This is a genomic window from Pseudomonas rhizozeae (genome assembly GCF_031583775.1).
GTDB lineage: Bacteria > Pseudomonadota > Gammaproteobacteria > Pseudomonadales > Pseudomonadaceae > Aquipseudomonas.
Genome location: NZ_JAVLSB010000059.1, coordinates 88,967 through 107,245, shown reverse-complemented (window position 1 = coordinate 107,245; position 18,279 = coordinate 88,967). Strand labels below are relative to the sequence as shown.

Annotated in this window: 16 protein-coding genes and 1 pseudogene; 4 read left to right on the top strand and 13 right to left on the bottom strand. The window is 52.1% G+C overall.

Annotated elements, in window-relative coordinates; genetic code table 11:
• Positions 1 to 34 precede the first annotated feature (34 nt).
• Positions 35 to 202, top strand: coding sequence for a DUF2897 family protein (locus RG836_RS20830; RefSeq protein ID WP_080963123.1), 168 nt, complete (start codon positions 35 to 37; stop codon positions 200 to 202).
• Positions 203 to 459: 257 nt separating this feature from the next.
• Here the strand turns inward: RG836_RS20830 and RG836_RS20825 are convergent, their stop codons facing one another.
• The 5 genes and pseudogenes from RG836_RS20825 to RG836_RS20805 all read right to left on the bottom strand — a co-directional run bounded on the left by RG836_RS20825 (position 460) and on the right by RG836_RS20805 (position 4,676).
• Positions 460 to 1,311 (bottom strand): urea carboxylase-associated family protein, encoded by an 852-nt coding sequence (locus RG836_RS20825; RefSeq protein WP_310849088.1) that lies wholly within the window; start codon positions 1,309 to 1,311, stop codon positions 460 to 462.
• Positions 1,312 to 1,326: 15 nt separating this feature from the next.
• Positions 1,327 to 1,979 (bottom strand): annotated as a pseudogene (locus RG836_RS20820) (GntR family transcriptional regulator).
• Between the two features lie 48 nt (positions 1,980 to 2,027).
• Positions 2,028 to 3,302: a beta-ketoacyl-ACP synthase II gene (gene fabF / locus RG836_RS20815; RefSeq protein WP_310849087.1), complete on the bottom strand. Its 1,275-nt coding sequence runs from the start codon at positions 3,300 to 3,302 to the stop codon at positions 2,028 to 2,030.
• A 27-nt stretch (positions 3,303 to 3,329) separates the two neighbouring features.
• On the bottom strand, positions 3,330 to 4,124 hold the full coding sequence (locus tag RG836_RS20810; protein WP_310849085.1) for an SDR family NAD(P)-dependent oxidoreductase: 795 nt from the start codon (positions 4,122 to 4,124) through the stop codon (positions 3,330 to 3,332).
• A 216-nt stretch (positions 4,125 to 4,340) separates the two neighbouring features.
• Complete coding sequence (locus RG836_RS20805; protein ID WP_310849084.1) at positions 4,341 to 4,676, bottom strand: ComEA family DNA-binding protein; 336 nt, start codon at positions 4,674 to 4,676, stop codon at positions 4,341 to 4,343.
• A 575-nt stretch (positions 4,677 to 5,251) separates the two neighbouring features.
• Here RG836_RS20805 and RG836_RS20800 point away from each other — a divergent pair.
• The 3 genes from RG836_RS20800 to RG836_RS20790 are packed head-to-tail and all read left to right on the top strand — an operon-like array spanning position 5,252 to position 8,016.
• A complete protein-coding gene (locus RG836_RS20800; protein WP_310849082.1) occupies positions 5,252 to 6,733 on the top strand; it encodes a hypothetical protein in 1,482 nt (493 codons plus the stop codon).
• A 4-nt stretch (positions 6,734 to 6,737) separates the two neighbouring features.
• Positions 6,738 to 7,664 carry a glycosyltransferase family 2 protein gene (locus RG836_RS20795; RefSeq protein WP_310849081.1) on the top strand — a complete coding sequence of 309 codons (927 nt, stop codon included), beginning with the start codon at positions 6,738 to 6,740 and terminating at the stop codon, positions 7,662 to 7,664.
• Positions 7,636 to 8,016, top strand: a complete 381-nt coding sequence (locus RG836_RS20790; protein WP_310849079.1) for a GtrA family protein — start codon at positions 7,636 to 7,638, stop codon at positions 8,014 to 8,016. Before RG836_RS20795 ends, RG836_RS20790 begins: the two co-directional genes overlap by 29 nt.
• A 136-nt stretch (positions 8,017 to 8,152) precedes the next feature.
• Here RG836_RS20790 and RG836_RS20785 read toward each other — a convergent pair whose 3' ends face one another.
• The 8 genes from RG836_RS20785 to RG836_RS20750 form a co-directional block, all read right to left on the bottom strand.
• Positions 8,153 to 10,147 carry a polysaccharide biosynthesis protein gene (locus RG836_RS20785; RefSeq protein WP_310849339.1) on the bottom strand — a complete coding sequence of 665 codons (1,995 nt, stop codon included), beginning with the start codon at positions 10,145 to 10,147 and terminating at the stop codon, positions 8,153 to 8,155.
• A 371-nt stretch (positions 10,148 to 10,518) separates the two neighbouring features.
• Positions 10,519 to 11,457 (bottom strand): NAD-dependent epimerase/dehydratase family protein, encoded by a 939-nt coding sequence (locus RG836_RS20780; protein ID WP_310849077.1) that lies wholly within the window; start codon positions 11,455 to 11,457, stop codon positions 10,519 to 10,521.
• Between the two features lie 49 nt (positions 11,458 to 11,506).
• The gene (locus RG836_RS20775) at positions 11,507 to 12,304 is read right to left on the bottom strand and encodes a Wzz/FepE/Etk N-terminal domain-containing protein (RefSeq protein ID WP_310849075.1); all 798 of its coding nucleotides are present in this window, start codon (positions 12,302 to 12,304) and stop codon (positions 11,507 to 11,509) included.
• Positions 12,305 to 12,400: 96 nt separating this feature from the next.
• On the bottom strand, positions 12,401 to 13,522 hold the full coding sequence (locus RG836_RS20770) for a hypothetical protein (RefSeq protein ID WP_310849074.1): 1,122 nt from the start codon (positions 13,520 to 13,522) through the stop codon (positions 12,401 to 12,403).
• 22 nt (positions 13,523 to 13,544) lie between these two features.
• Positions 13,545 to 14,432, bottom strand: a complete 888-nt coding sequence (locus RG836_RS20765; protein WP_310849072.1) for a glycosyltransferase — start codon at positions 14,430 to 14,432, stop codon at positions 13,545 to 13,547.
• Positions 14,433 to 14,638: 206 nt separating this feature from the next.
• On the bottom strand, positions 14,639 to 15,679 hold the full coding sequence (locus tag RG836_RS20760) for an MraY family glycosyltransferase (protein WP_310849071.1): 1,041 nt from the start codon (positions 15,677 to 15,679) through the stop codon (positions 14,639 to 14,641).
• A 208-nt stretch (positions 15,680 to 15,887) separates the two neighbouring features.
• Positions 15,888 to 16,781, bottom strand: a complete 894-nt coding sequence (locus RG836_RS20755; RefSeq protein ID WP_310849070.1) for a glycosyltransferase — start codon at positions 16,779 to 16,781, stop codon at positions 15,888 to 15,890.
• 194 nt (positions 16,782 to 16,975) lie between these two features.
• Positions 16,976 to 18,241, bottom strand: coding sequence for an O-antigen translocase (locus tag RG836_RS20750; protein WP_310849068.1), 1,266 nt, complete (start codon positions 18,239 to 18,241; stop codon positions 16,976 to 16,978).
• Between the last annotated feature and the right edge of the window lie 38 nt (positions 18,242 to 18,279).

The window sequence follows — 18,279 nt, the reverse complement described above, 5'->3', positions numbered from 1 at the left end:
CCTCGCCCGCCGACCTGCTTTCAAGGAGAACCCTATGCCCTGGTATGCCTGGTTAATTCTGGTCGTTGCAATCGGCTCGATCGTTGGCGGTTTGATGATGTTGCGTGACACCGCGAACAAAGTGGAGTTGACCGAAGAGCAACGTAAACGCGTCGCCGAACGCAATGCGGAGATGGACGCCAAGGAGGCGCGGGACCGCTGAAATGCGCGCTTTCTGTTGTGAGTAACCTGCCCCGGTAATGTGGAGCGCTGTGGCTTATTAGCTTTTGTGGCCTGTGAGCTTTTCTGGCTGATTAGCTTTTATGGTTGTTGAGCGTTTGTGGCTGTCGAGCTTTTGTGGCGAGGGAGCTTGCTCCCGCTGGGGCGCGCAGCGGCCCTAAGCTTTTTGGGGCTGCTGCGCAGCCCAGCGGGAGCAAGCTCCCTCGCCACAAGTAAGTCCCTCGCCACAAATGTTTGAACTCATTTCTCCCAATCGGCTTTAGCGATGTGCAGCCCATGCTGCCCTTTGTACGCCGCGCGCTCTGGCTGGCTCCAGCCTTCGAGCAATCCATCCTCCAAACGATAAATTTCCACGCCCAGCGGGCGGCAGACGCTGAGCGGATCCTGCGCATCCGGCCCCCACATCGCCAACGACAAATCGCCGCCCGGGCAGGTCGACAACGCACACAACAGATCGATCTCGGCAAAGAACTCCAGGTAATCGCCCTTCTGCGCCGGACAGGCCTTCATGAAATACATGTCGTCGTGATTGAGGCCGGTGCACTGGAAGATGTTCAACACATCATGCACATCGAATTCGGTCAAGCCGTGGGGCAGCACCGCGCGGGTCAGATTGGAATGACAGTGATGATGAAAGTCCTCGCCGGTGAGCATTTTGTTCACGTAGGGATCACAGCGGGTGCCGAGCAAATCGTGCAAGCGGCCACCATGTTCGTCGATGCCGTAGCTGGCCAGGCTGTCGTCGGTGATGGTCACCAGCGGCCGCAAAAATGGCAGGTTCGACCAGAGCCGGTCGTGGGTGCTGACGTGCGCGCCCTGCAACTGCCGAGTGCGCGCGGCCCAGAGCCGTTCGCGGGGATCGTTTGCGTTCCAGACGTTAAAATCCCCCACTTGCGGACCGACCGGCGTGGTCACCCGAAATACATGCCCCGCCGGCACATGCCAGGCGCGGCCCGTGCGGATCGGCACCTCGAACTGCTCAATCAACGTGCGCTGGCCCACGGCATCACGAATCCGCTCATAAAACGCCTTGTCCACCTGCAGTGCCGAGCCTTTGCTGACCTGATAAGCCGCTGGATAGTCTTTGTACATGGCGCAGATCCTCGCTCAAGGGTGAGAAGTGGAACTAAAAAGTTGCAACAGCAGGCGTTCCGAATCGTTGAGGTACAGGCCCATCGCTTCAAGCGCCGCCGCGGTATTGCCCGCCGCGAGCAAGTCATACAGCTCTCGGTCGCGGGCCAGCCAGGGCGCCTGAAAGTCCGACTCGTCCGGCGCCGCGCAGAACGCCAGGCGCAATTGCGCCACCATATTGGTGAAGAACTCATCGAAACGCGGGCTGCCGAGCAGCGCAACGATGCGCTGATGAAAGGCCAGACTGTGAGTGCCGACGGCGCGCCAATCCTCGCGATCACGAGCCAGTTCGGCCGCTTCCAGCGCGAGTTGCATAGCGTGGGAGTGTGGATCGCTGAGCGGACCGCTGGAAGCAATGGCATGCAGCTCCAGGGTGCGGCGAATTTGGAACAGGTCGCGCACATCGCAGGCTTCCAGGCGCCGGACCATCACGCCTCGATGCCGAACGTAACGGGCGAGCCCTTCTTGACCGAGTCGGTGCAACGCCTCGCGAATGGTGTTACGCGAGGCGTTGTAGGCCTTCACCAGATCAGCCTCGACCAGCGCCATGCGGGCAGCAATCGCCCGCCGATGATATTGGCGCGCAACTCCATTGTGATGTGGTCCGCCAGCGCCAGTCCGTCGCTCATCGCCTTGCCTCAAAGATTGTTCAACAATCGTTGAGCAAGGTGTAATCACTAATCGTGCCAGCGCTTGAACAACACACTCGCATTCACGCCGCCGAAGCCGAAGCCGTTGGACAGCGCATATTCGATCGGCATCTTCCGAGCTTCGCCGTGGACGATATCCAGGCCCTCGGCGGCGGGGTCCGGCTGATCGAAGTTGAGAGTGGCCGGCACGATCTGGTCGCGAATGGCTAACAAGGTAAAGATCGCCTCGATGCCACCTGCGGCGCCAAGCAAATGCCCGGTGGCCGATTTAGTCGAGGTCACGGCGATTTCATTGTGGTCACCGAACAACGATTTGATCGCGGCCATTTCTCCAAGATCGCCTACCGGCGTCGACGTGGCGTGGGCATTGAGGTGCTGCACCTGATCGGCACTGATACCGGCCTGAGCCAGAGCCAGCGCCATGGCCCGCCGCGCACCGCTGCCATCTTCAGGACCGGCGGTCAGGTGATAGGCATCGGCGCTGGTGCCGTAACCCACAAGCTCCGCCAATGGCTGAGCGCCACGGGCCAAAGCATGTTCCAAGGACTCAATCACCAACAAACCGGCGCCCTCGCCCATGACAAAGCCATCACGGCCGCTATCAAACGGCCGCGAGGCGCGCTCCGGCGTGTCGTTGTAACCGCTGGATAAGGCACGCGCCGCCGCGAAACCGGCGAGGCTGACCCGGTCGATCGACGCCTCGGCGCCACCGCACACCGCGATATCCGCTTCGCCGCTGCGAATCAGCCGCGCCGCATCGCCAATCGCCTGAACCCCGGCGGCGCACGCTGTTACCGGCGCACCCAACGGCCCTTGGAAACCGTGCTGAATCGATACATGCCCGGCGGCCAGGTTGACCAGAAACGAAGGAATGGTAAATGGCGACAGCCGACGCGGCCCACGAGTGTCAGTGGTGCGCACCGCATCGGCAATCGCGCCAAAACCACCGACGCCCGAACCAATGATCGTCGCCGTACGCTCCCGAGCATGGGCGTCCTCAGGCTTCCATCCGGCTTGCATCACCGCCTGGCGGGCCGCTTCCATGGCGAACATGATGAAACGGTCCATCTTCTTCTGTTCTTTCGGCGGCGTGGCCACGTCCGGGTCGAACCCGGCCTCGGCGTCCTCCTCGAGAGTCGGCACTACACCGCCGACCTTGGCTGCCAGATCGGCCACCACGTCATCAGGCAATTGCCGCAAACCGGAGCGTCCAGCCAACAACCGCGCCCAGACAGTTTCAACGCCCGTTCCCAGGGGAGACACCAGGCCCATGCCCGTCACGACGACTCGACGATCACTCATATGCCGCATACCTCCATTTAATAGGACTTACTTGTAACGCGCCGCCGCTTTGTCCTTGGACAAATTCGGCACCAACACATGACGCGCCTTGACGTAAGCATCCCAGTCAGCCGCACTCGGCAACGACGGAATGGTGATCAACTCGCCCTGATCGAAACCGGCCAGTGCCGCATCCACCATTTCGCCGACTTCCATGACCATCTCCGCCGGAATGCCGTTGAGCTCAACACCCGAGCGCTCCCAAATTTCAGTGCGCGTTACCCCTGGCAACACCGCTTGCACTTTGACTCCGGAGCCATCCAGTTCAGCGTTCAGGGATTGCGTCAGGCTCAGGACGTAAGCCTTGCTGGCGCTGTAGGTCGCGTTGAAACGTTCAGGGAACAGCGCCACTACCGACGCAATGTTGATAATCGCCCCACGCCCAGCCTTGGAAAAGCTGGCTGCCGCCGCTGAAGCCAGGCGCGTGACGGTGATTACGTTCAACTGAATCATGCGCTCCAGCGCATCACCGTCGGCATTGGCCAGCAAACCATCAGCGGCCACGCCCGCGTTGTTGAGCAAAAGGCTGATGCTGGAGTCACTTCGCAGGCGCTGCTCAAGTTTCAATACATCATCAGGTTTGGTGAGGTCGGCCTTCAGCACCTCGACTTGGACGCCGTGGGCAACACGCAACTTGCTCGCCGCCGCTTCCAGACGTTCCAGGTCGCGTGCAACCAGGAGCAAGTCGTAACCGCGAGCAGCCAGCCGCTCCGCGTAAACCGCTCCGATTCCGGAAGAAGCACCTGTGACGAGGGCGGTACCTTGGGACTTGATCGAAGACATGACAGAACTCCTGGGAATCCCTGAGGGGGAAATGAGCGCGAGGTTTTCAAGCGCCCTGCTGGCTGAAGAAATTATTACAGCCATAATGTAAAAGCAATATGACAACCGTAATTTAATTTAGCCGGCGATGAAATTTGCAGCGCCACAGCACCATCGCCTCCCCCAAAACGATGAAGGGCCGATCAGATGACCGGCCCCTGGCGCTGAATCAACAGCTTAGTTCACCTCAAGCTTTTCACGGTTGCGGTCGAGAATCGCCTTGCCAATCCCTTTCACCTCCAGCAATTCGTCTACCGACGAAAACGGACCATTACTGTCACGATACGCAACAATCGCCTTCGCCTTGGCCTCCCCTACTCCCGCCAGTTCCCGCTGCAACGTTGCCGCATCTGCGCCGTTCAGGTCCACTTTAGCCACCTGAACCGCACTAGCCGCCGACACAGCCGCAGGCGCCATTACCGCCTCGGACTTGACCCCAGGTGCGGCCACCACGGCGATCGAAGCACTGGTCAGCAGAGCAAAAATCAGAGAGTAGAAATAACCTGTACGCATATGTGACGCTCCTTGAAATAAGTCAGAAAGCAGCTTTCCTGAGCTGCCCCCTCAACGCTAGGCGATGTGAAGCGACTGTCAAAAATGTGTCTGTTGCAGGATGTGAATCTTTCAGTCAGAGCTGATCTGTCGGATGGAAAATTGAGGGAAAGCTTGGAGAAACTTAAAAAAAGTCATTCCGCCACCCGCCGCTCGGGGGATTTAGAAATCTTGACTGGTCCCCAGCGAACTTTGTGCATCGCAAATGAACTACGTCAATGCGCCGGGTTGGTCCGAACTTTCGAGTCAGGCGGAGGGTTCCGGCGACGCTGTGAGCAAGTTCACCAGGTAGGCTCGTATTTATCAGGCGATCTGAAAGTAGCGTTAAAGCACCCTCGCTTGATTAGCCTGCGTGCTATCTGATAATGTCGCCAGTTAAGGAAAATACTTAGAGCTGCTAATAAACTCGTGGGCAGACCTATAGCTCGAGCTACTCGGTCAGTCGCGAGCTACCTAATGAGCACACTCCCCCATCGTGGGTGGATAAACTTCGTCATCGCAGCCTCAAGGCTGTGCAACACAAGAAAAACATAGAAATGAATAAGCTACTAGATATTAACCGCCACACACTGATGGGCTGTGTGGGCGTGGTTTTCATGGTGCTATGGTTCTCTTTTAATTTCAATCATGGGGAAAGAATTCAGCACAACGATGGATTGGGCTGGGATGGTGCCGCCTATGCCGACTGGGCGCAGCGCGATTCAATGGAGGTGCTCAACAGCCGCAAGGTGTCTGAATATTATATCGGACGCTTACTGCCCTCCATTATTGTCCATAACGCTTCAAATTTATTAGGCTACGACATCAGTTCCACCCCTCGAGTGATACATGCCTTTTACTTACTTAATGTCAGCCTGCTTATCGTTGCAGCGGGACTACTTATTTTGATTGGCCGACACTATCAATGGCGCTCACCCATCTATTTTCTGGGTTTCATCGCATTATTTTTCAATTATCCAGTTTTAACCAACCTGTCCTACAATCCAACTTTGACGGACATTTCCGGATATGTTCTAGGCTTGGGAATTTTTTATGCTTACATCAAAAACCGCTTCGCGCTTTTAGTTGCACTCAGCTTTCTCTGCTGTTTTGTATGGCCCACCATGCTTTATGGAGCCTTACCGATGATTATGCTGGGGCGGGCTCGTATCCCCCAGCGCCCTCCCTCCCTGCACAGCCATATACTGGCTTTACTGGTTGGCGTTTCTCTACTTGGACTCGCAGCCTACCTCTATGCTAACGGCCTGCGGCAATCAGGCGGCACTACCACATTCAAAGCTGAGATCCTTCCACTAAGCTTGATTCTGTTTCTCACCTACATCTATCTGGCCTTGAAGCCGATGGTTGACGTGCCATCGTATTTGCAAGCATGCAGGCACATCAAGGTAATTCCCGTCATTGTGGGCATCCTGATATACGTGGTTGTCAAAGTGATCGTCACGCACTTTTCCGACCAGACACCCGGCCCACTCACGATTACCAGTTACCTTGGGCTGTTTACTCAGGCGTCCTTATCCAACCCGCTGATAAATGTTGTCGCACACGCTATGCACTATGGCCCTTTTTACATGATCGCCATATTGCTCTGGCCACGGATTGCTGCGCAGGCAAAAGAGGAAGGCCTGGGTCTCTGTGTGTTCCTCGGGTTGTTCGCATTTCTATCGATAGGCTCCGAATCACGCCAGTTCTTAAACGCTTGGCCCGCGCTAGCGATGCTGACATGTCAGACGCTGAACAAGTTGGGCGACGAACATAAGATCGACTGGTGGTTTACCTATACTATCGCCGGTATGGGACTCATTCTTTCCAGGTTCTGGCTGAGTATTAATGTCGGCCCATGGACGGGTAACTTCCAGGCATTTCCTGATCAAATGCTCTACATGTACTCAGGCCCTTGGATCTCTCACCAGATGTACGGCGTTTTTCTAGCAGTAACGCTCCTTTGCTTCATGACCTTGCTGACATTACTACGCCAAACAACGGGCTCAGCCCTGCGCACACCGAAACAGGACGCATGAACCGATGAAAACCCTGTCTATCGTAGTACCCGTCTATTTTAATGAAGGCTCGTTGCCAGATCTATTCAACAAGCTCCTATATATTGAGGACTTGCTAAAGCAACAAGACATGTTACTTGAATTAATATTCATCGATGATGGCTCTCAAGATAACTCCCTGATTTTGCTTAAACAGTTAGCTATTGCGCGCCCCGGTACGAAAGTTATCAAACTAAGCCGAAACTTTGGTGCCATCAGCGCAGTTAAAACTGGCCTCAACTACATAACTGGGGATTGTTTTCTGTTTTTGGCTGCGGACCTTCAAGATCCTCCTGAATTGATTCCAGAGATGATTAGCCGCTGGAAGAACGGCACTAAGTACATCATTTGCGAACGTACCGACCGACAAGACCCGCTCGGTTCCAAGATTTTTTCGGCTATTTACTACAAGCTCTTGCGCAAATTTGTCATGGCCAGCTATCCGAAAAACGGCTTTGATTTGGCACTCATGGATGCGCAACTATTGCCTTACCTCAAAGATAGCGGCAAGCATATTAACTTTCCGCTATTTCCGTATTGGCTGGGATTCACTCCGGAAAAGATACCTTACGTACGGGTCGCTCGCGAACACGGAAAGTCCAGATGGACGTTCGGTAAAAAATGGAAGCTTCTCATTGACTCCATTTTCTCTTTCTCCTTTGCTCCCGTGAGGCTGATTTCCGCAATAGGCTTGATTGTGTCGCTTGGTAGCTTCGCATACGGCACGGTAGTCGTGCTCAGCGCCTTGTTCGGCAAGGTCGACGTACCGGGCTTCGCAACCCTCGCTACGCTCGTATCATTCCTGCTGGGTTTGATCATCGTAATGCTCGGCGTGATGAGCGAATACATCTGGAGAATTTTCGATGAGGTCAACAGACACCCTCATGCAGTTATTGAAGAAGAAATTCTTTAACGTAGAGTTTATTAAATTTCTGATCGTGGGCTCGATCAATACTGGCGCCGGGTATATCTTCTATCTGGCTTTCATTCAGGTCATGGCCTATACCTACGCATATTCTCTTTCCTATGCATTGAGCGTAGTCGTCTCATACGTGTTGAATGCTCGCTTCGTTTTCAACGAACCGCTGTCATTGAAAAAATTGCTCGCGTTCCCACTCGTGTATATCGTCCAGTACATAACTGGACTGTGCCTGGTCTACATCGCTGTGGAAAAGCTCTCCATCCCCCCAGTGTTGGCACCGCTCCTCATTATTATCGTGACTCTTCCCGTAACCTTCCTGCTCGCACGGCTGATTGTAAAATAGTCGCAAATTCTGTTTTCCGCGAAAGCAAAAGGGGCCGGTAATCACCGGCCCCTAGTGCGAAAGTTTGTAGCTGACTTCAAAACGTTTTTGGCAATCACTGCCGTGGAGTACCCGAGCCCGACAATTATGGATACGATCAAGGTTCAAGGCGACGCTGCTGGTAAATCCAGTCGACTATTTCACCATCCGGGGTATAGCCACTCACAGTCTCGCGCAGCAGTTGGCGAACACGCGAATAGTCATCTTCTTCAACTGCTGTCAGTAGCTTCACCAAGCGGCCCTTCAGCACATCCCAAGCAAGGTGATCCTCATCGGCGGTCATGATCATTGGGTGTGGAGTTGCCGAAACATTTTCTCCGATCAGCAACTCTTCGTAGAGCTTCTCACCTGGACGCAATCCGGTGAACTGAATGGAGATATCACCGTGCGGGTTTTTGTCCGAGCGGATGCTTAGCCCTGACAGATGGATCATCTTCTCCGCAAGCTCGACAATCCTCACCGGCTCGCCCATATCCAAAACAAATACGTCGCCTCCCTGTCCCATTGACCCGGCCTGAATCACCAACTGAGCCGCTTCGGGAATGGTCATGAAGTAGCGGGTGATCCTAGGATGAGTGACCGTGAGCGGCCCCCCCGACTTGATCTGACTATGGAAGAGCGGAATGACAGAACCGGATGAGCCCAGGACATTACCGAAACGAACCATAGTGAAGCGTGTTTTATTAACACGAGAAACATTGATCTCATCGCCAAATAAAACAGGCGCTATCTCGCGGCTCAGCGCCTGAAGTATCAACTCGGCGAGTCGCTTGGTGCTCCCCATTACATTCGTCGGCCGCACAGCTTTGTCGGTAGATATCAAGACGAAGTTGGCAACCCCTGACTGCAACGCCGCTTGTGCAGTATTTAGAGTTCCTATCACATTATTCAACACGCCTTCAGCTATATTGTGCTCGACCATTGGCACATGCTTGTAGGCTGCGGCGTGGTAGACCGTGTCGACCGACCAAGTACTCATTACGTCAAGCAGTTTTTCTTTATGACGAATGGATCCAAGGATCGGCAGTAACTGCACCGGAGATGACTCCCGATTACTGCGATGCTCGAGTTCAGACAGGATGCTGTAGAGATTGAATTCACTGTGTTCGAATAGCAGCAGCGTAGTAGGACCAAGCGCGAAGATCTGTCGGCACAATTCGGACCCTATCGAACCGCCAGCCCCTGTAACCATGACAGTCTTGCCACGAATACAACGCTCCAGCAGTTCCGGTTGAGCCGGCACAGAATCGCGGCCCAATAAGTCAGCGATGTCCACTTCGCGGATGTCCTCGACTTTTACCCGACCGCTCGCCAAATCAGTAAAGTTGGGAACGCTGCGAACATGCAGGGGAAAACCTTCGAGCAGATTGAGAATTTCCCGTCGTCGCGCGCGGGTGGAGGACGGCAAGGCAAGAAGTATCTCCTGAGCACCGGTAACATCAATCATCTGCTGAATACGTTTCGGCTTATAGACCTGCAAACCGGAAATCGAACGATCAGAAATGCTGGGGTCATCATCGATAAATGCAACCGGTCGCATGACTCGCCCCATACGCAATGCAGCGACCAGCTGATTGCCTGCAACTCCAGCGCCGTAAATGGCAACCTTGGTCAAACCGTCATCACGATTCGTAAACGGAACGTGTTGAGCAGCGGTGAACCAGTCACCCATAAAATACTGGCGCATAAACAAACGTAGACCACCAATTATGACCAGGCTTAGCCACCAGTAGTTAAAAATCACCGACCTTGGAACTACTGACTCATGATTGCTGTACCAGTAAACGATCAACGCCAAGATAAGCGAGGAAAGGCTGACCGCCTTAATGATCGCGATCAGTGCGTCATTGCCGAAGTAACGCATGACCGCTCGGTACATGCCAAATCGTATGAAAAGGGGAATCGCAACCAAAGGCGCACAGATAAACAGCCAAATGTGGACCTTCAGGGGATTGATCATTTCATCAATCCCTAAACGCACCATGAACGCCATCCATAAGGCTACCCAAACAAGAATCACGTCCGTAAATACTTGGATCGACCGCTTCTGCCGACGCGGGAGCCCTAGCAAAAATTTCCTCAGTCTGACCACATAGCCTTGCTCCAAAGCGCCCTACTCCCTTTTTTGAACTCATTTGAGCCCATTGTACGTAGGTAGGCTTCGTCCTAACAGGAAAAAACGATATAAGTAATATCTGCGAACAGGCATGCCGGCACACTGCACCCGTGTGTGCGACAGCGACTGCACCATGCCGCATACATAGGTGAGTTGTTAATGCAGCGATGAACCGTAGGCGGCTCCGCGCCTAGTGCCCGAGAATCAGGAGTTCGGCCAAGAGCCAATGATCAGAGGCCTTTTTGGACGCCTGGCAGTGCGCCATGACGCAGCTGGAACACGGTCGATTGCGATTTCACGCGCAAAGCAATGGGCAAACATGCCCTTCACACCACGACCCGGCCCCTCTACAACGCGCGGAAACTTGCGCCTTCCCTGCTAAGTTCTGACCTGGCATTACGTGCGGGCTCCCACCCTAACACGCGCTGAGCATGCGAGCTGTCCACTTCCAGCGATCCACAAAGTTGCTGATAAAGCGCCTTCTTCCCCACAAGTGAACTCATGACTTTCATCAATACTGGTGGAACAGGCAACTGCACGCATTTCTTGCCCATGCCATCCGCGAGCGCACGAACCATATCGCTCGTTGACAACACCGGCTCATCAGCTACGAGAAAAAGCTGTCCTGCCGCTTTAGGATGTCCTGCCGCAAGCGCAATGAACTTACACAGGCTCGTTACACTGATAATACTGCGTCTGTTAGTAACGAGACCAAACGGCATGGGAATGCCTGTGGCGACCAGCTTCATTAGACGACGAAAATTGCCGGGCGCGTGCGCGCCAAAAACGAGTGGCGGGCGAATCACCACCAAATCGGTAGGCGCATGTTCAAGCAGCGTGGTTAATCCAAGCTCAGCCTCGTATTTCGCGATTGCGTAAGGAGCTTGAGGTGCCGCCGGTGACAGCTCCGAGAAAGCGTGACCTTGGGTTTCGTTTCCGTTAACACCGATAGAGCTGATGAATACAAAGCGCTGAACACCTCGCGAAACGCAGGCCTCAGCCAAGCGGACAGAGGCATCACGATTCACTTTGCGAAAAACTTCCAACGGATCCTGCTCGTGCGAGTTTAAAACATGAGCTCGGCCTGCCAGATGGATAACACAATCCATTCCCGCGATACGATCCGACCACGCCTCGATATCGTCCAGATCTCCCAGTACGACATCACCGGAAGCGAACTCTGGCGGCTTGCGATGCAGCGTCATCACCTCATGCCCATCACCCAGCAGCATCATGCATAGATTTTTTCCAACGAAGCCGGAGGCCCCTGTCACAAAAATTTTCACACCCGCTCCTTAGCCAAGTTACGATGCGCCGCCGCCGGCACATCGTTAATCAGCCTTTGCCTATTCTGCGCAGGCACGCAGCCAGCAAACCGACAAGCAGTCCCGTGATTAAGCCCAGAACTATCACGGGGACCTGTCTCGGAAATACAGGACTGGAAGATGGGTAGACCGAAACCAGCTGCGTTGGTATGTAACCCAATGCGTATTCGTATCGACGCAGTGCAGACTCGATTTGGTTGATGGCTTCGCGGTGAGCGACATACACAGCCACTTGTTCCGCGATGCCGCTTTCGCTTTGCAGCGCATCCAAGTGAGTGCGTCTTGCCTTTTTGAGATCAGCCACCATCTGCGAAAGTTGCTCACGACCAGGCAGACTTAGGACATCCTGTTGCTGTCGAATCATTTCGAAAATGCTCTCAGCGCACTTCGACGCAAGCTCTGCACTACGCCCGCGAACATTGACGGTCAGAAAGGCAGGTTGCCCCTCAGCTGTGTAGCGAGCTTCCTTCATCATCTTTAGCTTCGACTCAGGTGAGTCCTGAAGTCCACAAGCGCCCAACACTTCGCTGGAATATGCAGCAGGCGTATTCAGTCGCGCAATCACCAGCACTGCAGACTCCACCTGGTTTGGAATAGGTATGCCATCTCTATCCAGTCCGCGGTTTTCCGCCATCTTTACGATTGCTGAAGCGTCATACTCAACCGGTGTGAGTGCAAGATAAGCAGCCGCGCCCAGCAGACCCAGCACGATGCCTGCAGTGATGAACTTCCAGCCTTGCGCCAAAAATTTTATTAATGAAAGAAATGTAAAAGCTTCTACGTTATTTTTTTCTGCGGGGTCATACATACAAGGTTACTCGCGTAAGTTTAAGTTAGGCTATGCCCTTCACGATAAAAACTCGACTTTGCCAACCACTATTCGTAGATCGTTGGACAATGAGCCTTACCGGCTTATTTTCAGAATTGGCTTCAGGGCTACCCGATAGGTAAATATTTGGATAAGTACGCAAAGAGCGATAAACCCCAGATTTGTCCAGGTGTACGCCTGGGGCGCAAAACCAGCCATTACGCAGGAGTAGCTGATGCGTAGAAAAATCAAAAAAGAAATGATGTTCGGATTCTTTCTGAAAAAATAAACGGATGCGACCAAAGACAGGTATAGAAACAGCGCAGCCCCCACCGCCCCCAAAGAGCCCCACGCCATCAAAAATGGAAAGTACTCCGTCCCGACGTTGATTACCGGCTCATCGAAGGGAATAGTGGAGCCCAATGTTTCTACGCCACCGACCCCTGGAACCAACTGGTTGATCAGAAAATCCGAGTCGATATAACCTTTTGCCATGATCGAGCTGAAGTTGTAGATACCAGCACCGATATATAGCAAGATCCATTTCACCCCGGGGGAAGCCGCGCTATAAAAGTCGCTAAAAGGCAACGCTACCCAATCAAGACGCCCGGAACGAAATTGACCCAGCTTGGCAAACAGTAATAAGGCTCCAGACAAGCTTACGATCAGCGTTTTCCAAGGAATCTGACGTTTAGAGAAGAAGATCAAGGTTATCGCCAAACCATACACTGATGTAAAAAGACGATTTCGATCCAGAACGAGTACTGGAAACGCCAGTCCGACGGCGATAAAAATAGCTTTCATGCGCTTATCTGGATAGCACAGCAACCCTACTATCGGTAGCACCCAGCACATATTTGAAATATGCCGAACATGCGATCGACCACCTTCAAAATTCGCGTAAATCTCTGGATTGCGCAGGGGCAGAGGAAATAATGTCAAATCGACAACGCACGCTCCCAGAATGATCCACGCCAAAAATTTTACCCAATAACACTCCGGTGACCGCTCAAAAGGTATTAGTCGCAGATCTACACGCGAAGGCAGGCGAATCCCAAGGATTGTATCCAACACCAACGCCAGGGCCGCGACAACCATCAATATGGAAATACCTACGCCATAACCACTCGGCAACTCAAACGTGAGCAATGCGATAAGGCAGCTACCAAACAAGGGCACAGAAAAAAACACTGCAGGGGAGCGCTGGAGATCTTTCACATGCCGCCCTTTTCAAAATGGATCATGCTTTGAATTTCCCAACAGCCTTGAGTACTATGTAAGTGGTCATGCAAAAGCACGCATTTAGCCATCGGCGTTGCAGAAATGCAATCTTCGCGCCTATAAAATAATACTGCGCTTGAAGCATGCTCCTGTAAGCACCTTTGAACTTTTCAACATGTTTCTGGGCAACTTGTCGTGACTCTTGAAGATTTTTTATCCTCGACAAAACATGCGGAGTTCGACAAGTATTGGTGCTATGCACCCTGTAGGCGCAAACAGGCTCATCAATGAAACCTAACGCGCCCAGCGCTGCAATGCGCAGGAAGAAATCCCAATCGTCAATGCGCAAGCCCTCATCCCAGCTTTCGCCAGCAGTGACATACGCTTTGCGTACCAACGGAACCGGACCCGCTACTGCCCAATCTGAAATTACAGAGGCGATAATGCCTGTTTCGGAGAGGTATTTCTGTTTGTCTGCTCGATGCAGATCTGTCATACCGCTCTTGTGCACAACTCTGCCATTCTCGTCGACTACAATAGAATCGCCGATAACAGCGACTTTATTCGGGGAGCCCAACAAATAATCAACAAGCTTCTTACTACCGCCAGATAAAAAATAGTCGTCACTGGCCCCCAGTCGAATAAACTCACCGGTAGCCATATTCGTAAGTTCATTTATAGTCGCAGTCACGCCCTTATTAGCACGACTTCTATATTGGACCTTAATGCTATTGCCGTGAGCCGCAATCCATTGCTCAATGACCTTCGCAGTATTATCGCTGGAACCGTCGTCAATAATAACAATTTCTTTGTTGTCATAAACATCGGCCAAGATACTATCAAGACAACACTTGACGTATTGATCGTGATTATAAGCAGGTACGATGTAAGAAACTAAGGGAACCAATACCGCCTCCGGGCATTATTGCGACCGATATAAGGCGCATTAAAATAGTTGCAATTTATATACTATCAACTGGGGATGAGTCAACCGCTCTCACCCCAGAAGTCAGGGTGCGCTCACTCAGGATCGCTTGTCGCAGCAGTGAAAGCGTCAAGACCACCGGGCCCTGAAGGACTCTAAAGCGATAGCTGCGTGGAAGCGTGCCGGCATCATTTCTCAACACTGGAAGTGCTGGCGGCGCGCTCAAGCCCACCTGCGTGAAACTTGATAGCCAAAACGAGCAAGGGTAAATAAGCCAAAACCAAGCCGAGCGAACCATCCAGACCGAACGAAACTACGCACATCGCGATTGGGAAAAGCCAGAACGTATTTAATGCCGCAACCCCAAGTGTGACCGGTAGATGTTTACCAAAATATCTGGAGGCGAATTGATAACCGTGGCTGCGATGAGCTTCGTAAACCTTATCACCGCGCAGACAGCGACGCGCCAGGGTAAACGTTGCGTCTACGATGAACACACCTAGGAGAATCAACATTGCCCAGAATAGCCTGGGTGACGTTAAGGACGCGTTTATCGCGAAAATACCCAGAACCATTCCCAGAAAACCACTGCCCGCATCGCCCATGAAAATGCGCGCTGGCGGAAAATTCCAGAACAAGAATCCTGCCGTCGCGCATGCGAGACACAGAGGAAGCCAAATCATTCCTTCAAAACCGCTGATCCAATAAAGCAATGCGAGCCCGACGCACACGCAGATGGTCTCAACACCCGCTATACCATCAATACCGTCCATGAAGTTGTAAAGATTCAGCATCCACACCAGAAAGATTGCGGAGAACATGTAACCGGCCCAGCCCAAATCGATCGTGGCGCCAAACACCTCAATTTCCGGCAAACCACCCATCCAGACCAATGCCCAGGCGGCTGCAGCGAAATGTCCCAATAAGCGCCATCTGGCAGCTACGTGACCATGATCGTCAATAAAACCAATGACTGCGATCAGCGCTCCCGCCCCACCCACAGCGACCAGAAAGACTACCGGCGCCAACTGCAGCCATGCCGTGATTGGCAGACTCAACAGAAAAACCAAAACGATCGCAACGCCCCCTCCGCGCGGAGTAGGTGTCGTATGCGAACTCCGGGAGTTCGGGACATCGATTATTTCGCGAGCGAGTGCGTATCGTCTTATCCACGCCGTCAACGCTAACGACAGAACACAAATGAAGGGAAGGAATAACCACTGAACCATTAGCTTACGCTCCATAAATTCTTTCTGAGCGGCTCCGGCTTAACCGTCTCCACGGCTCACACGATGAATGAACGCCATTGAAACCGAGATTTACAAAAAATTGTCAGATACTTCTCAAGGCGCTGACGGAATTATACATAGCTGGAAATTCCGCTCAAAGCCCAAATTCGGTGATCACATTAACCATCAACTTTTGCACGGGCTAAAATTAATAAACGCCGAGGACCACCATGGCCAACAAGTAAATTCGATCGCGAGGTCGGCGTCGCAATTTAGACCAATTCCGGATCAGAAAGGCGCGGGAAATATCGGTTTCATTTGAAAGATCATTTGGCAAGCCTTGAATTTTATCAGATAACAAATTTGAGATCTTATTGACTTCAGCGCGATACCAGCCACTTTTCAATAAAGACAAACGGCTGACGAGCGCCTTGAATCCGGAGTTCGCCCCAAATTGGTTACTGGCATGTTGACGATAGAGCATATGTGGGACGGCATCCATATACCAAGACCGACCATTCGCCCTAAACCAGGCATACAAAAGCCAGTCATGCAATGACACCTCACCGACACGAGACCAATTAGCAACGATGAATCGTTTGAAATCGAGCGCATCAGCGGTTTTCAGTACGTAGGTGCAGCCTGGTCCGGCAGCCTCGAAAAGAAAATCATATGTTCGCTGCGGCTGTACCTTGTTCAGAAGAGCTTTGCGACCATCAGGCCAGAAGGCCATAACGTTGCCGGAATAAGCGCAGGCGCCTGATGAAGAAATTTTCTCATGGGCGGCGGCGAGCTTATTTTCTAGCCAAATATCGTCCTGGTCAGAAAGCGCCACGTAATCGAAATCGGAGAAATCCACATCCCGAATCAGCCTAAAAAAATTCCGCGCAGCACCACCAAACCGCTCTCCGCAGGGAAGAACCTTGATTTGCGAATTGTCCAACGCTAATTGGCTAATCAACGCTTCAGTTCCATCAGAGGAGCTATCAACACTGACGAAAATCGTTACCCGGACGTCTTTCTGCTTCAGGATCGACTCCACCTGGGCCGGTAGCCACTGCACGCCGTTATAGGCAGCTAATAAGACAGCGATCTCAACCATATACTGCAAAATCTCCTTTAGTTCTCACCGATCATCGGCAACATGAACTATATCGCACTTACAATCAGCTTAAACTTTACAGATCACCGTCGCATGTTAACAGGATAGCGCAATTACCTACCGACCGTTTACATTGCTCGCCTTTCAAGGAGAGTGCGCTCACCCCAAATTATGCTGCACACGACACTAACGCATCATTTCATGGTCGAGATGAACCGGCGAGTTACCATAAAACAAAAGATAAAATAGATCGCGTAATTCACGACAAATGCATACATAGCCCCTACAAGACCGAAATAATCAGTCAGAAAATAAGTCCAACCGATATAGGTCAGACTAAAAAATATCTCTGAAAACACGAACAACTTCGTCATAGCCTTGGCGAGCATGATAAACGAGAGTAGGAATGCCATAATCTTTATAACATCACCAAGCAACTGCGGGGCGTATAGATAGAGCGCACCCGAGAAAGCGTCCGAGAAAAGCAAATGAGTTATAATATCACGAAAAATGTATATACCTAAGGCTGAAACCACAACCGCTGGAAACAAGTATTGGTAGGCAGATTTTATTTCGGCCACGAACAATTTGCGATCAGCAATCGACGACAGCTTCGGCAAATAGTAAACAGTTATCGCCATAGTAATGAACAGAAGATAAGCTTCCGATACTTTACTCACCGCTTGCCAATAACCAACCTGCTCCCAAGAAAACTTATTCGCCAGTATATTCCTCGTGGCAATTTGAACCACAGGAGCGAGAAGCGCCGACGTGAGAGTCATTAGTGCGTAGCGCGATAAGTTCTTGACCGTCTCAACATCCCATTTCAGACGAAAAAAACTCCAGTCGAAATAGTTACTTTTCTTATAGAATGCGAAACTCACCAGTAACAAACTTGCCTGCGCGAGTAGAAAAGCCAACAGCACACCGTACAACTGGAAGTAATAACCCATTAGCAGAGGGGTCAATACTCCAAGCGCTGCCCCCCCGACATGTATGGCCGCGAGACGTTTAACATCCATCATTCCATTGATAATGGCAATGATAAGATTGTGTAAGGCTACAAAGATCTGAGCGAAAGCCAAGACAACGATTAAACTTTCATAGCGAGGATCACCAAGCAGCCATAGTGTGATGCGGTCGCTAAAAGCGAGAACCGCAATACACATGACAAAAGATGATACAAGAGAAAAGCTAAATGCTGAATTGAGTAGATTTTGAAGGGGAAGATTTTGCTCGCGGTATTCAGCTACGTATTTAACTACTCCGGCTCCTACTCCCCCACCTGAAAACACGACCAGCAGCGCTGTCAGGCTCATAAACTGGCCCAACTGTGCGACTCCTTCAGGGCCCGCCAAGACAGCCACAAACTTCATAACCAAGAAGCCCGATAATAAGCGAGCGACTGTGGCGACAGAGGTCAGCAGGCCGGTTCTCAGAATATTCAAAATCACAACCATTCAACGCAGCATTTAAATTGCACGCATCAGCTCCTTCT

Excerpts from the sequence above, each read along its gene's own strand:
- RG836_RS20830 (WP_080963123.1), top strand. The coding sequence starts at position 35 with ATGCCCTGGTATGCCTGGTTAATTCTGGTCGTTGCAATCGGCTCGATC.
- RG836_RS20825 (WP_310849088.1), bottom strand. The coding sequence starts at position 1,311 with ATGTACAAAGACTATCCAGCGGCTTATCAGGTCAGCAAAGGCTCGGCA.
- fabF (WP_310849087.1), bottom strand. The coding sequence starts at position 3,302 with ATGAGTGATCGTCGAGTCGTCGTGACGGGCATGGGCCTGGTGTCTCCC.
- RG836_RS20810 (WP_310849085.1), bottom strand. The coding sequence starts at position 4,124 with ATGTCTTCGATCAAGTCCCAAGGTACCGCCCTCGTCACAGGTGCTTCT.
- RG836_RS20805 (WP_310849084.1), bottom strand. The coding sequence starts at position 4,676 with ATGCGTACAGGTTATTTCTACTCTCTGATTTTTGCTCTGCTGACCAGT.
- RG836_RS20800 (WP_310849082.1), top strand. The coding sequence starts at position 5,252 with ATGAATAAGCTACTAGATATTAACCGCCACACACTGATGGGCTGTGTG.
- RG836_RS20795 (WP_310849081.1), top strand. The coding sequence starts at position 6,738 with ATGAAAACCCTGTCTATCGTAGTACCCGTCTATTTTAATGAAGGCTCG.
- RG836_RS20790 (WP_310849079.1), top strand. The coding sequence starts at position 7,636 with ATGCAGTTATTGAAGAAGAAATTCTTTAACGTAGAGTTTATTAAATTT.
- RG836_RS20775 (WP_310849075.1), bottom strand. The coding sequence starts at position 12,304 with ATGTATGACCCCGCAGAAAAAAATAACGTAGAAGCTTTTACATTTCTT.
- RG836_RS20760 (WP_310849071.1), bottom strand. The coding sequence starts at position 15,679 with ATGGTTCAGTGGTTATTCCTTCCCTTCATTTGTGTTCTGTCGTTAGCG.
- RG836_RS20755 (WP_310849070.1), bottom strand. The coding sequence starts at position 16,781 with ATGGTTGAGATCGCTGTCTTATTAGCTGCCTATAACGGCGTGCAGTGG.
- RG836_RS20750 (WP_310849068.1), bottom strand. The coding sequence starts at position 18,241 with ATGGTTGTGATTTTGAATATTCTGAGAACCGGCCTGCTGACCTCTGTC.